Annotated in this window: 11 protein-coding genes and 1 pseudogene; 3 read left to right on the forward strand and 9 right to left on the reverse strand. The window is 68.4% G+C overall.

The window, feature by feature from the left end; translation table 11 throughout:
* Positions 1-2: 2 nt before the first annotated feature.
* Positions 3-1,208 carry a M20 aminoacylase family protein gene (locus ACK59X_RS21050; protein WP_409960333.1) on the reverse strand — a complete coding sequence of 402 codons (1,206 nt, stop codon included), beginning with the start codon at positions 1,206-1,208 and terminating at the stop codon, positions 3-5.
* 125 nt (positions 1,209-1,333) lie between these two features.
* Here ACK59X_RS21050 and argE point away from each other — a divergent pair, with 125 nt between their 5' ends.
* Entirely contained in the window at positions 1,334-2,491 is a 1,158-nt protein-coding gene (gene argE, locus ACK59X_RS21055) for an acetylornithine deacetylase (RefSeq protein WP_409960334.1), read from the forward strand.
* 128 nt (positions 2,492-2,619) lie between these two features.
* Here the strand turns inward: argE and ACK59X_RS21060 are convergent.
* Positions 2,620-2,914: pseudogene (locus ACK59X_RS21060) on the reverse strand (ABC transporter substrate-binding protein); the annotation flags it as partial.
* A 133-nt stretch (positions 2,915-3,047) separates the two neighbouring features.
* Here ACK59X_RS21060 and ACK59X_RS21065 point away from each other — a divergent pair.
* The gene (locus tag ACK59X_RS21065; protein WP_409960335.1) at positions 3,048-5,126 is read left to right on the forward strand and encodes a molybdopterin-dependent oxidoreductase; all 2,079 of its coding nucleotides are present in this window, start codon (positions 3,048-3,050) and stop codon (positions 5,124-5,126) included.
* 4 nt (positions 5,127-5,130) lie between these two features.
* Here the strand turns inward: ACK59X_RS21065 and ACK59X_RS21070 are convergent, their stop codons facing one another.
* The 5 genes from ACK59X_RS21070 to ACK59X_RS21090 all read right to left on the reverse strand — a co-directional run bounded on the left by ACK59X_RS21070 (position 5,131) and on the right by ACK59X_RS21090 (position 10,570).
* Positions 5,131-6,753, reverse strand: a complete 1,623-nt coding sequence (locus ACK59X_RS21070; protein WP_409960336.1) for an MFS transporter — start codon at positions 6,751-6,753, stop codon at positions 5,131-5,133.
* Positions 6,743-7,153, reverse strand: a complete 411-nt coding sequence (locus ACK59X_RS21075; RefSeq protein ID WP_409960337.1) for a DoxX family protein — start codon at positions 7,151-7,153, stop codon at positions 6,743-6,745. Before ACK59X_RS21075 ends, ACK59X_RS21070 begins: the two co-directional genes overlap by 11 nt.
* A complete protein-coding gene (locus ACK59X_RS21080) occupies positions 7,153-9,042 on the reverse strand; it encodes an amidohydrolase (RefSeq protein ID WP_409960338.1) in 1,890 nt (629 codons plus the stop codon). The genes ACK59X_RS21075 and ACK59X_RS21080 overlap by 1 nt, the downstream gene beginning before the upstream one ends.
* 98 nt (positions 9,043-9,140) lie before the next feature.
* Complete coding sequence (locus ACK59X_RS21085) at positions 9,141-9,794, reverse strand: hydrolase (protein ID WP_409960339.1); 654 nt, start codon at positions 9,792-9,794, stop codon at positions 9,141-9,143.
* A 50-nt stretch (positions 9,795-9,844) separates the two neighbouring features.
* Positions 9,845-10,570, reverse strand: coding sequence for a pirin family protein (locus tag ACK59X_RS21090; RefSeq protein ID WP_409960340.1), 726 nt, complete (start codon positions 10,568-10,570; stop codon positions 9,845-9,847).
* A gap of 184 nt (positions 10,571-10,754) precedes the next feature.
* Here ACK59X_RS21090 and ACK59X_RS21095 point away from each other — a divergent pair, with 184 nt between their 5' ends.
* Positions 10,755-11,657, forward strand: a complete 903-nt coding sequence (locus ACK59X_RS21095) for a LysR family transcriptional regulator (RefSeq protein ID WP_409960341.1) — start codon at positions 10,755-10,757, stop codon at positions 11,655-11,657.
* Positions 11,658-11,688: 31 nt separating this feature from the next.
* On the opposite strand, the gene ACK59X_RS21100 is transcribed toward ACK59X_RS21095, so the two are convergent.
* Entirely contained in the window at positions 11,689-12,372 is a 684-nt protein-coding gene (locus tag ACK59X_RS21100; protein ID WP_409960342.1) for a type 1 glutamine amidotransferase domain-containing protein, read from the reverse strand.
* A gap of 43 nt (positions 12,373-12,415) precedes the next feature.
* Positions 12,416-13,579, reverse strand: a complete 1,164-nt coding sequence (locus tag ACK59X_RS21105) for an iron-containing alcohol dehydrogenase (protein WP_409960343.1) — start codon at positions 13,577-13,579, stop codon at positions 12,416-12,418.
* Positions 13,580-13,622: the final 43 nt, after the last annotated feature.

A 13,622-nucleotide genomic window follows, 5' to 3' on the forward strand; every position in this document is an offset into this window, starting at 1 on the left:
CCTCAGGCGGCCGGCTGGGCCAGCCACTCCTCAGCGAGCTTGACCCAGTAGGTCGCGCCCAGCGGGATCAGGTCGTCATTGAAGTCGTAGCTCGGGTTGTGCAGCGTGCAGGGGCCGCCGCCATGGCCCATCTCGCGGTGCGCGCCGTCGCCGTTGGCGATGAAGCAGTAGGCACCGGGCTTGGCCTGCAGCATGAAGGCGAAGTCCTCGGCGCCCATGGTGGGCTCCTGCACCAGCACGTTGGCCTCACCCACGATGCCGGCCATCACCTTGCGCGCAAAGTCGGCCTCGGCCGGCGAATTCACGGTGGGCGGGTAGTTGCGGTGGAAGTGGAACTCGCAGGTGGCATCGTGCGCGGCGCAGGTGTGCTCGGCCACCTGCTGCATGCGCTTTTCGATCATGTCCAGCACCTCTATGGAGAAAGTGCGCACCGTGCCCTGCAGCTCGCAGCTGTCGGGCACCACGTTGGTGGCCTCGCCTGCGTGCACCATGGTCACCGAGATCACGCCCGCGTCCACGGGCTTCTTGTTGCGGCTGATGATGGTCTGGAAGGCCTGCACCATCTGGCAGGCGATCGGCACCGGGTCGATGCCGTTGTGCGGCAGCGCCGCATGGCTGCCCTTGCCGCGGATGGTGATCTTGAACTCGTTGCTCGACGCCATCACGGGGCCCGGGCTCACCGCGAACTGGCCCACGGGCATGCCGGGCCAGTTGTGCATGCCGTACACGGCCTCCATGGGGAACTGCTCGAACAGGCCGTCCTTGATCATCTCGCGCGCGCCGCCACCGCCCTCTTCCGCGGGCTGGAAGATCAGGTACACGGTGCCGTCGAAATTGCGGTGCCTGGCAAAATGCTGCGCCGCAGCAAGCAGCATGGCCGTGTGGCCGTCGTGCCCGCAGGCATGCATCTTGCCGGCGTGCTTGCTGGCATGGGCGAAGGTGTTGAACTCCTGCATGGGCAGGGCGTCGATGTCGGCGCGCAGGCCGATGCCGCGGCCGTTGGCGCCCCCGTCGCGCCCCTTGACGATGCCCACCACGCCCGTGGTGCCCAGGCCGCGGTGGATGGGAATGCCCCATTCCGTGAGCTTGGCAGCCACCACGTCGGCCGTGCGCACCTCTTCGAAGCACAGCTCGGGGTGGGCGTGAATGTCCCGGCGCACCGCTGCAATACTGGCCGCCTGGGTGACGATGGAGTCAATAACGTTCATGATATGTGTCCTTACGATCTGACAGTCTAGTGCGAGAGTGGTCCATGTGTCAGTCCGGGTTAGTCCGGGAGCAACGTGCGTGCCAGCCCTCCAGCGTCACCTCCACACGAGTGAGTACCTTTTCCATGATTTCACCGCAAGCCCTCGAACTGGCGCAAACCCTGGTGCGCATGAACACCGTGAGCCAGAACTCCAACCTGGAGCTGATCCACTTCATCCGCGACCACCTGGCCAAGCTGGGCGTCACGAGCCGCCTGACCTACAACGCCGACAAGACCAAGGCCAACCTGTTCGCCACGCTGGGCGAAGGCAAGCCGAGCGGCATCATCCTCTCGGGCCACACCGACACCGTGCCTTGGGACGGCCAAGACTGGACGATGGACCCCTTGAGCGCGCTCGTCAAGGACGGCAGCCTGTACGGCCGTGGCAGCGCGGACATGAAGGCCTTCATCGGCATCGCGGTATCCCATGCCGAGCAGTTCTTGAACAGCGACACCCCCTTTGCTGTGCACCTGGCTTTCAGCTATGACGAGGAAGTGGGCTGCTTCGGCGTGAAGGAGCTGATCGCCGACCTGCGCGATGCCAGCATCCGCCCGCTGGCCTGCATCGTGGGCGAACCCACGAGCATGGTGCCCGCCATCGCGCACAAGGGCGTGTACCGCTACAAGTGCTGCGTGCGCGGCAAGGAGGCGCATTCTTCGCTCACCCCGCATTCGGTGAACGCCATCGAGATGGCAGCGCGCGTGGTGGGCCGGGTGCGCGACATGGCCGAGGGCTTCGAGCGCGACGAGCCGCGCTTCGAGGGCTTCGACGTGCCGTTTTCCACCGCCAGCGTGGGCCAGTTCCACGGCGGCATTGCCGACAACGTGGTGCCGCGCGACGCCGAGTTCCGCTACGAATTCCGCGATCTGCCCACGGCCAACGCGGCGCAGATGCAGTCCGAGGTGCTGGCCTATGCGCGCTCGCTGGAACCGGCCATGCAGAAGGTGGCGCCGCAGACCGGCTTCAGTTTCGAGACCATCTGCGAGATCCCGAGCTTTCTGGGCAGCAAGGACGACGCCGTGACCCGCCTGGCACAGGAACTGAGCGGCGAGCAGGGCACCACCCTGGTGGCCTTCGGCACCGAGGCCGGCCTGTTCAAGAACGCCGGCATCCCCACCGTGGTGTGCGGCCCGGGCAGCATCCAGCAGGCGCACCAGCCCGACGAGTATGTGAGCCTGGAACAGCTGAGCCGCTGCGAGGCCTTCATGCAAGGCCTGGCGCGCACCAAGGCCTTCGGCTGAGAGGGACGTTCAAGTCCTCACCTGGCCGTCGCCGGCCAGGTAGCCCTCCAGGCTGGAGTAGTTGGCCTGCACCTTGTCGCCCCCCTTCCTGATGGCGTCCAGGAATTCGCGCGTGAGCTGGCGCGAGGGCCGAACAGCGCGAACACGTCGTCGGCCAGGAGCTTTCGGGTGTTCTCGGCACAGCGCTCAGGTTCGTAGCCATCGTCCAGCGTGCGGATCTCCACTGGGCATTGAGCTGGTCGAAGAACAGCTCGGCGCCTGCTGGAACTGGATGCCGAGCTGCGCGGTCGGGCCGGTGAGTGCGGCCGACTGGCCCAGCACGATGCGCCCTCGCCCTGCGCCCGGGCCAGTTGGAAGCCGCAGAGGGCCGCCGCCCCCACATCCTACTGAAAACTGCCTGCGCCCTATTGGTACCTTGTTCATGGTGAAATCCCGTTCCTGGGGTGTGGACCCCCGTGAATCGCCGCAAGCCGAGCGAATCATTCTTCTGGACATGCGTGCCACAAGCGCGCCCCCCACCCAGCCCTGCAGCCAGCTTAGCGACCAGCCCCGAAAAATGCCCATGATCGAAGCGCCCGCCCCTACCGAATCCGCGCCCATTTCCGTGCGCGGCGCCTGCCCCCACGACTGCCCCGACACCTGTGCGCTGCTCACCACCGTGGTCGATGGCGTGGCCACCCGGGTGCAGGGCAATCCGGAGCACTCCCACACCGACGGCGTGCTGTGCGCCAAGGTCTCGCGCTACACCGAGCGCAGCTACCACCAGGAGCGTGTGCTCACCCCGCTCAAGCGCACAGGCCCCAAGGGCAGCGGGCAATTCACGCCCGTTGGTTGGGACGAGGCCCTGGCCGACATCGCACAGCGCCTGTCCACCATCGCCGCGCACGACCCCGAAGCCATCCTGCCCTACAGCTACGCTGGCACCATGGGCATGGTGCAGGGCGAGAGCATGGACCGGCGCTTCTTCCACCGCCTGGGCGCCTCGCTGCTGGACCGCACCATCTGCGCCTCGGCCGGTGCGGAGGCCCTGGTGCAGACCCTGGGCGGCAAGGTGGGCATGAAGGTGGAGTTCTTCGCCGAGGCGCAGCTCATCCTGATCTGGGGCAGCAATTCCATCGGCAGCAACCTGCACTTCTGGCGCTATGCGCAGCAGGCCAAGCGCAACGGCGCCAAGCTGGTCTGCATCGACCCGCGCAAGACCGAGACGGCCGACAAGTGCCACGAGCACATCGCCCTGCGCCCCGGCACCGACGCGGCGCTGGCCCTGGCGCTGATGCACGAGCTGATCGCCCACGACTGGCTGGACCACGACTACATCGCGCGCCACACCCTGGGCTGGGACGGCCTGCGCGAGCGCGCCCTGCAATGGCCGCCCGAGCGCGCGGTCGAGGTCTGCGGCATCCCGGTGGAGCAGATCCGCCAGCTGGCCAGGGACTACGGCACCACGAAGCCCGCCGCGATCCGCCTGAACTACGGCATGCAGCGTGTGCGTGGCGGGGGCAATGCCGTGCGCGCCGTCACCTGCCTGCCCGCGCTCACGGGCGCCTGGCGCCACCGTGCGGGCGGCATGCTGCTGTCCAGTTCCGGCCAGTACCCGGTGCAGCGCGCCGTGCTGCAGCGCCCCGACCTGCTGGCGGGGCGCCAGCCGCGCACCATCAACATGTCCACCATCGGCGACGACCTGCTGCGCCCGGCCTCGCCCGGCTTCGGGCCCCAGGTGCAGGCCGTGGTGGTCTACAACAGCAATCCCGTGGCGGTGGCGCCCGACTCGGGCAAGGTGGTGCAGGGCTTTGCGCGCGAGGATCTGTTCACCGTGGTGCTGGAGCACTTCCGCACCGACACGGCCGACTATGCCGACTACGTGCTGCCCGCCACCACGCAGCTCGAGCACTGGGATGTGCACCTGTCCTACGGCCACACCGACGTGGTGCTCAACAGGCCCGCCATCGCGCCGCTGGGCGAGGCGCGCTCCAACGCGCAGATCTTCCGCGACCTGGCCTTGCACATGGGCTACACCGACCCGTGCTTTACCGACGACGACGCTACCCTGTGCCGCCAGGCCTTCGGCGATGCGGTGGACTTCGCACTGCTCGAATCGCAGGGCTTTGCCACGCTGGCCATGCCCGATGCGCCGTTCGCCGAGGGGCAGTTCCCCTCCCCTTCGGGCAAGTGCGAGTTCTACAGCGCACGCCTGGCCGCCCAGGGGCTCGACGGTCTGCCCGACCACCTGCCCAACTACGAGCTTCAGGGCAGCTCGGCCGCCTACCCGCTGGCGATGATCTCGCCGCCGGCGCGCAACTTCCTCAATTCCACCTTCGTCAACGTGACGACCCTGCGCGACATCGAAGGCCGGCCGCTCCTGGAGATCCACCCCGACGACGCCGAGGCACGCGGCATTGCCAACGACAGCATCGTGCGCGTGTTCAATGCCCGGGGCAGCTACCGCTGCCACGCCAGCGTGTCGCGCCGCGCCCGGCCCGGCGTGGTCAACGGCATGGGCATCTGGTGGCGCAAGCTGGGGCTCGATGGCACCAACGTCAACGAGATTACCAGCCAGGCCCTGACCGACCTGGGGCGCGCCCCCACCTTCTACGACTGCCTGGTGGAGGTGGAGGCGGTGAACGAAACGGCCTGAACCGTCACGCCCCGGGCGCCAGCGCCAGGTAGTGGTGCACCACGGGCTTGTCCGGGCCCTGGTGGAAGCGCAGCGCCTGCGCCTGCAGGTCGGCATCGGCCTGGGAAACCCGGTCGTGCTGGCGCAGGTGCTCGGCCCAGGACTCGACCAGGAACCATTCGATCACGCGCCCGGGCTCGCCCGTGTGCTCGGCCACACCCCAGGCATAGGCCCCGTCGCGCCGGCGCTCCGCCGCCCCCAGCTGCATGGCCTGCAGAAAGGCCGGCTGGTCCTCCTTGCGGATGCGGTACGCCACCTGCACCATGACCGGGCCCCGGTCGTGCGCCACAGGCTCGGCCAGCAGGGGCTCGGGCCAGTGGCGCGAGGGCTGCAGGTCGGCCTCGCCCGTGGGCAGCTTGACGCGGTGGAACACGAAGGCCACCACCACCAGCCCGGCCGCGCCGATGAGCAGCGTGGTCGCCACCCCGAGTTGCCCCGCCACCAGGCCCCAGCCCAGGCTGCCGGCCGCCATGGCACCGTTGAACACCATGAGGTAGATGGCCAGGCCGCGCCCGCGCACCCAGTTGGGCAGCACCGCCTGGGCCACGCCGTTGAGCGTGGTCAGCGCAATGATCCAGCCCAGGCCCAGCACCAGCATCAGCGCCACGGCGGCCCATTGCGGGGGCGCCAAGGTCAGCAAAGCCATCACGCCGGCCGTGAGCAGCGAAGCGGTGAGCACCAGGCCATCGGTGTCAAGCCGGCGGCGCAGTTGGGGCAGCAGCACGGCACCCAGGATGGCACCTGCCCCTACGGCGCCCAGCAACACGCCATAGAACCCGGCCGAGCCACCCAGCATGCGCCGGGCCACCAGGGGCAGCAGCGCCCACACGGAACTGGCGAACAGGAAGAACACCGCCGCGCGCAGCAGCACCACGTGCAGCTCGCGGCTGGCACGGGCATAGCGCACGCCGGCCCGGAAGGCGCCGAAGAACTGCTCGCCGCGCCCCGTGTCCACAGCCGCCGGCCGGCGCCACCACAGCAGCGCCGCGATCACGAACACATAGCTCAGCACATCCAGGCCATAGGCCGCGGCCGCGCCGAAGCTGGCCAGCAGCAGGCCGCCGACCGCCGGGCCCACGGCGCGTGCGATGTTGATGCCCAGCGAGTTGAGCGCCACGGCATTGCGCAGCTCGCTGCGCGGCACCAGCTCGGGCACGATGGACTGCCAGGTGGGCCCCATGAGCGCCGCACCCACACCGCCCAGGAAGGTCAGCGCGATCAGGTACTCCACCGTGAGCGTGTGGGTGTGGGCCAGCAGCAGCAGGGCGCCGCTCACCCCGGCCAGCAGGACCTGCACGGCGATCAGAAAGCGCCGCCGGTCCAGGATGTCCGAGAGCACGCCGGCCGGTAGCGCCAGGAGGAAGATCGGCAGCGTGGCCGCCGTCTGCACCAGGGCCACGGCAGTGGGGCTGCTGGACAGCTCGGTCACCATCCAGGCGCTGGCCACGTCGCGCATGAAGCTGCCGATGTTGCCCAGGATGGTGGCGGCCCACAGCACCGCGAACACCGGCAGGCGCAGCGGTGCAAACGCGCCGCCGCTGGCTGCCGCAACGGGTTGCGCGGAGGGGTGTTGGTGATCATGCGCCATGCTGGCCTCCCAGGTCGTACCAGGCCACAAGGACGAATCCGCCCGCAAGGCCCCAATGTTCGAAGAATGCGTTGGCCGTGGCGCGGCGCTCTGCCGGGGCGGCCTGCCAGAAACGGTCGGCAACGAAGGCGGCCAGCACCGTGAACCCTGCGAGCGCCAGCGCCCCCAGCCAGCGGTACCAGCCCGAGACCACGAGGGCCGAGGCCCCGAGCTGCAGCGCGATGGTGGCCAGCGCGATCGGCGCGGCCGGCGCCAGGCCGAAGTGCCGCATCTCGGCCACGGCACCGCCAAAGTCGCGCGCCTTGGTGATACCGCCCTGCAGGTAGGCAGCGCACAGGCACAGCAGGGCCAGCGACTGCACCCAGGGTGCGGTCGCTGCGGAGTGAAGGGCCTCGGCCATCACACCGCCCAGCAGGCGCAGCCGAGCGCACCCCAGAAGCCCGTGAGGTCGGCAATCGGCAACTGGCTGCTCCAGGCCGTGGCGTGCTGGTGGCCGTGCACATTGCAGTCGTTGGCGCAGGCACAGGCGGCAGCCGCCTGGCGCAGGGCCGCCTGCAGGGGCTTGCCTTCCTGGTCGCCCCAACCACCGTAGCCGCCGAAGGTGCGCACCGGCGACCAGTCGGGCATGGCCGGCGGCGGCGCGGCGCCATCGTGCGCGGCGAACTCGCCCACGCCATAGACCACCTTGCCGCCCACCACGGTGAGCAGGGCCGTGGTGTCGGCGATGTCGGATTCGGGGCAGGCGAAGAAGTCGCGGTCGGGCACCACCAGGTCGGCCAGCTGGCCCACCTCGATGCGGCCCTTCTTGCCATCTTCGTTGGAAAACCAGGTCACGTTCTCGGTCCACATGCGCAGCGCGGCCTCGCGGTCCAGGCAGTTGCGCTGCGGGGTCAGCTGCAGGCCGCCCACCGTCTTGCCCGTGACCAGCCAGGACAGGGACACCCAGGGGTTGTAGGACGCCACGCGCGTGGCGTCGGTGCCGGCGGAGACCTTGACGCCTTTCTCCAGCATGCGCTTGACGGGCGGCGTGGCCTCGGCCGCGCCGGCGCCGTAGCGTTCGACGAAGTACTCGCCCTGGTAGGCCATGCGGTGCTGCACGGCCACGCCGCCGCCCAGCGCCGCGATGCGGTCGATGGAGCGCTCGGAGATGGTCTCGGCATGGTCGAAGAACCAGTTCAGGCCGGCCAGCGGCGTCTCGCGGTTCACCTTCTCGAACACGTCGAGCGCGCGGGTGATGGTCTCGTCGTAGGTGGCGTGCATGCGCCAGGGCCAGCGGTTCTGCGCGAGGATGCGCACCACGTCTTCCAGGTCGTCCTCCATCTCCGGGCCCATTTCGGGCCGGGGCTGGCGAAAGTCCTCGAAGTCGGCGGCCGAGAACACCAGCATCTCGCCCGCGCCGTTGTGGCGGAAGTAATCCGTGCCCTGCTTGTACTGCGAGGTGGCCGTCCAGTGCAGAAAGTCCTCTTTCTCCTGCTTGGGCTTTTGCGTGAACAGGTTGTAGGCCAGGCGGATGGTGAGCTGGTCGGCATCGGCCAGCTCCTGGATCACTGCGTAGTCGTCCGGGTAGGCCTGGAAGCCCCCGCCCGCGTCGATGGCGCCCGTGACACCCAGGCGGTTGAGCTCGCGCATGAAGTGGCGCGTGGAGTTGACCTGGTACTCGTGCGGCAGCGTAGGGCCCTTGGCCAGCGTGGCGTACAGGATGGCGGCGTTGGGCTTGGCCAGCAGCAGGCCCGTGGGGTTGCCCGCGCTGTCGCGCACGATCTCGCCGCCCGGGGGCGCGGGTGTTTCGCGGGTGTAGCCCACGGCGCGCAGCGCGGCAGCATTGAGCAAGGCACGGTCGTACAGGTGCAGGATGAACACGGGTGTGTCGGGCGCCACGGCATTGAGCTCGGCAATGGTGGGCAGGCGCTTCTCGGCGAACTGGTGCTCGGTGAAACCGCCTACCACGCGCACCCACTGCGGTGCGGGTGTCACCGCCACCTGGCGGCGCAGCATGGCCATGGCATCGGCCAGGCTGCGCACGCCGTCCCAGCGCAGCTCCATGTTGAAGTTCAGCCCGCCGCGGATGATGTGCAGGTGGTTGTCGATGAGGCCGGGCAGGACCGAACGGCCCTGCAGGTCGATGACGCGCGTGCCGGGGCCAGCCAGCGGCAGGATCTCGCGGTCCGTGCCGACCTGGGTGAAGCGGCCACCGGTGACGGCCACGGCGCTGGCCGTGGGCTGGGCCCGGTTGAGGGTGGTGAAGAGGCCGTGGTGCAGGATCAGGTCGGGCGTGCTGGTCTGGGCCATGGGGATTCTTTCAGGGACGGAAGGGGGAAGACAGGCGCCGCAGTATCGGGCACCTGCCGGGTCGTGGCGATCAAAAGAAGGGGCCAAAGCCCCTGCCGTCAGCCTTCGTGGGCGTTGAACATCGACTTGGCGTAGGTGATGCCAAGGCCGTAACCGCCACCGAACTTCTTGGCGATGCCCGTCGTCATGTCATAGGTCTCGCCACGTGCCCAGTCGCGCTGCAGCTCCAGCAGGTACTGCAGCGCGGTGATGGGCCGTGCGCCGGCCTGCACCATGCGCTCCATGGCGCGGTTGTGGGCCTCGGTGGAGATGTCGCCGCTGGCGTCGGCGATCACATAGACCTCGAAGCCCTGGTCCAGTGCCGACAGCGCTGGCCCCACGATGCACACGCTGGTCCACAGACCGGCCAGCACGATGCGCGGCTTGCCGATGGCGTTGATGCGCTCGATCACGGCCGCGTCCTCCCAGGTGTTCATGGAGGTGCGGTCCAGCAGGGCCTGGCCGGGGAACGGCGCCGTAACTTCCTCGAACATGGGGCCCGAGAAGCTCTTCTCGGCTACGGTGGTGAGGATGGTCGGCACCTTGAACCCCGCCGCCGCGCTGGCCACCAGGCCGGCGTTGGAGCGCAGCGTGATGGCGTCGATGGAGTGCGTGGCAAAGGCCATCTGCGACTGGAAGTCGATCATCACCAGGGTGTGGTCGCTCGGGGTCAGCAGCGTGGAACCGGCGGTGGGCTTGGCGATAGGCGTCATGGGAATCTCCTTGGAACGTTGGGAAAGAATGGTTGGGGGAAAGCAGGAATTCAGCGGGGCATCGAGGGCAGTTCGTTGGGGCGCAGGTCGAACACCAGCACCTCGGCCTGCTCGCCATCGGCAAAGCGCAGTGCCTCGGGTTCGCGGATGCGGGCACCGTCGCCTTCGGACAGGCGCTCGCCATTGACCGTGAGGCTGCCGCGGGCCACATGCACATACACATGGCGGTCGGGGCCCACGTCCAGCGTGGCGGATTCGTCGCCATCGAACAGGCCGGCGTAGACCCGGGCGTCCTGGTGCACAGCCAGGGAGCCGTCCGTGCCTTCGGGCGAGATGATCTGGCGCAGGCGGCCGCGCTTGTCGGCCTCGCTGAAGTGCACTTGCTGGTAACGCGGGGCGGCACCGCGCACACCGGGCACGAGCCAGATCTGCAGGAAGTGCACGGGCTCGTCGCTCGAGTGGTTGAACTCGCTGTGCTCCACGCCGGTGCCGGCGCTCATCATCTGCACATCGCCGGGGCGGATGACCGAGCCCGTGCCCATGGAGTCCTTGTGTTCCAGCGCGCCTTCGAGCACGTAGGAGAAGATTTCCATGTCGCGGTGGCCGTGGGTGCCGAAGCCTTTTGCGGGGGCCACGCGGTCGTCGTTGATCACCAGCAGGTCCGAGAAGCCTTGCTGCTTGAGGTCACGGTAGTGGCCGAACGAGAAGGTGTGGCGCGAGTGCAGCCAGCCGTGGTTGGCATTGCCGCGTTGGTGTGCTTTGCGGATGTCGAGCATGGTGGTGTCCTTTCTTCAGATTCGATATGGTTCACACTGAGTTCCTGGTCTGCCATCCGGCAGTTGTCAGAGAGCCGCAGTGCTCTGGTGAAGAAAGTATCTCGCCACGGAGGGGGCCCTAGGTTGAAACATCAAGCGCTTCATGATCGATAATTTCGATGATGAAGATTCCACACCATCCGCCATGCTCAAACTGACCCTGGAAGCCATCGAACTCGTGGACGCCATTGCGCGGCATGGCTCCTTTGCCGGCGCGTCCGAACAACTGCACAAGGTGCCCTCCACCATTTCCTACGCCGTGGGCAAGCTGGAGGAGCAGCTGGGCTTTTCCCTGTTCACGCGCAACGGGCCGCGCGTGACCCTCACGCCTGCGGGGCAGGAGATGCTCAAGGAAGGGCGCTGGCTGCTGGTAGCCGCCGGCCATCTGGAATCGCGCATGCGCCAGATCGCCACGGGCTTCGAGTCGGAGCTGCGCCTGGTGCACGACTCGCTGATCCCCACCAGCGCCTTCAACGACGACATCTGCGCCTTCGAGGACCTGCACTGCGGCACGCGCCTGCGCATTGGCTGCGAGGCCCTCACCGGAACCTGGGAGGCCCTGCGCGAAGGCCGGGCCGACATCATCGTGGCGGCGGGCGAGGGTCCGGCCGGCGGCGGCTACAAGGCGGTGGCCGTGGGCAGCCTGGAATTCGCCTTCTGCGTGACGGCCACGCACCCGCTGGCGCAACTCAAGCGCCCCCTGGCGCGGAACGATCTGCTTGAGCACACGGCCGTGGTGGTGGGCGATGGCGCACGCTCGCTGTCGGACCGCACGGTGGGCCTGCTGGCGGGGCAGCGGCGCATCACCGTGCCCTCGATGCAGGCCAAGATCGCCTGCCAGTGCGCGGGCCTGGGCCATGGCTTCGTGCCGCGCGCCTGTGTGCGCCACGAGCTGGAGACCGGCATCCTGGTCGAGCTGGTGGTGCAGGAGCCCCGAGCCGACGAAACCTTCTGGCTGGCCTGGAAGCCCGAGCACATGGGCGAGGCGCTCAAGTGGTGGCGCCAGCGGCTGGACCGGCCGCTGCTGCCCGGGATCCTGCCGCACTGAACACGCCGGGGCCAAGCCCCGGCTCCTGGCTTCAGCCCAGCTGCTGGAGCACGGCGTGCGCGCCCTGCTCCGACGAGGCCGGGTTCTGCCCGGTGATCAGGTTGCCATCGGTCAGCACATAGGGCGCCCAGTCGGCCCCCTTGGAGTAGTGGCCGCCTGCAGCCTGGAGCATGTCTTCCACCAGGAAGGGGACCACCTTGGTCAGTTGCACGGCTTCTTCCTCGGAGTTGGTGAAGCCGGTGACCTTCTTTCCGTCGACCAGGTGCTTGCCGTCCGGTGCCTTGGCGTGGCGCAGCACGCCGGGGGCATGGCAGACCAGGGCCAGGGGCTTGCCGGCCGCAAAGGTCTTCTCGATGAGTGCGATCGACTGGGCATCCTCGGCCAGGTCCCACAGCGGGCCGTGGCCGCCGGGGTAGAACACGGCGTCGAAGTCCCCAGGGCGCACGCTGGCCAGCACCAAGGTGTTCGCCAGCACCTGCTGCGCGTCGGCATCGGCCTTGAAGCGGCGCGTGGCATCGGTCTGCGCGCCGGGGTCGTCGCTCTTGGGGTCCAGCGGCGGCTGGCCGCCCTTGGGTGAGGCCAGCGTGATCTGCACGCCCGCGTCCTTGAACACGTAGTACGGCGCGGCAAACTCTTCGAGCCAGAAGCCCGTCTTCTTGCCGGTATCGCCCAATTGGTCGTGCGAGGTCAGGACCATCAGGATCTTTTTCGTCATGGTGTGGCTTTCAGGGGTGGGTGAAGGAAATGGAAAGGAGTGCTCAGAGAGCCGCTTCGAGCACGCGGCGGCTTACCGCCAGCGTCACGTCGCGGTGTTCGCCCAGCGTGTCCATGCCGTGCGCTTCGAGCTGCGCCACCAGCTTGGGCACGCTGTCCGCGCCCACGCCATAGGCCGACAGCCGCGTGGGGATGCCCATGCGCTCGAAGAAATCGCGCGTGGCTGCGATCGTGGCGTCGATGCGCTCGTCGTCGGTGCCGCTGCGGATGCCCCAGACCCGCTCGCCGTACTGCAGCATCTTGGCGGCCTTGGTCTTGCGCTGGGCATGGAGCAGCGAGGGCAGTACCACGGCCAGCGTGCGCGCATGGTCGATGCCGTGCAGGGCGGTCAGTTCGTGGCCGATCATGTGCGTGGCCCAGTCCTGCGGCACGCCGGCACCGATCAGGCCATTGAGCGCCAGGGTGGCCGTCCACATCAGGTTGGCGCGGTCGGCATACACCGGCTCGGGTGCGGCCAGAATGCGCGGGCCCACCTCGATCAGCGTCTGCAAAATGCCTTCGGCGAACCGGTCCTGCACCGCGCCGTCCACCGGGTAGGTCAGGTACTGCTCCACCGTGTGCACGAAGGCATCGACCACACCGTTGGCCAGCTGCTGCGGCGGCAGGGTGTAGGTCTTGGTCGGGTCGAGCACCGAGAACACCGGGTAGGTGTGCTGGCTGCCGAAGGCCAATTTGGCGCCCTTGGCGCGGTGCGTGATGACGCCGCCGTTGTTCATCTCCGAGCCCGTGGCGGGCAGCGTGAGCACCGAGCCGAAGGGCATCGCCCCGGTGACGTTGCGGCCATGCTCTTCCAGGATGGCCCAGGGGTCGCCGCCCTCGAATTGCACGGCAGCGGCGATGAACTTCACCGCGTCGATCACCGAGCCACCGCCCACGGCGAGCAGGAAGTCGAAGCCCCCCTCGCGGATCTGCGCCACGGCCTGCATCGAGGTCTCGTAGCTCGGGTTGGGTTCGATACCGCTGAAGGTCGCGTGCTGGCGCGTACCCAGCGCCGCGCGCACCTCGGCCAGCGTGCCGGTCTTCTCGGCGCTGGCGCCGCCCACCAGGATGAGCACCTTGGCCGCCGCAGGCACCAGGGTGGCGAGGTCGGCAATGCGGCCTTCGCCGAAAGCGATATGGGTAGGGTTGTGGAAGTCGAAGTTGAGCATGGGGTTCCGTGGGGTGGTGGTGAAAAAAGGAGAGGACTGGGTT

The sequence above is a fragment of the Acidovorax sp. genome (genome assembly GCF_046339755.1).
In the GTDB taxonomy this organism is placed as follows: Bacteria; Pseudomonadota; Gammaproteobacteria; order Burkholderiales; family Burkholderiaceae_C; genus Acidovorax.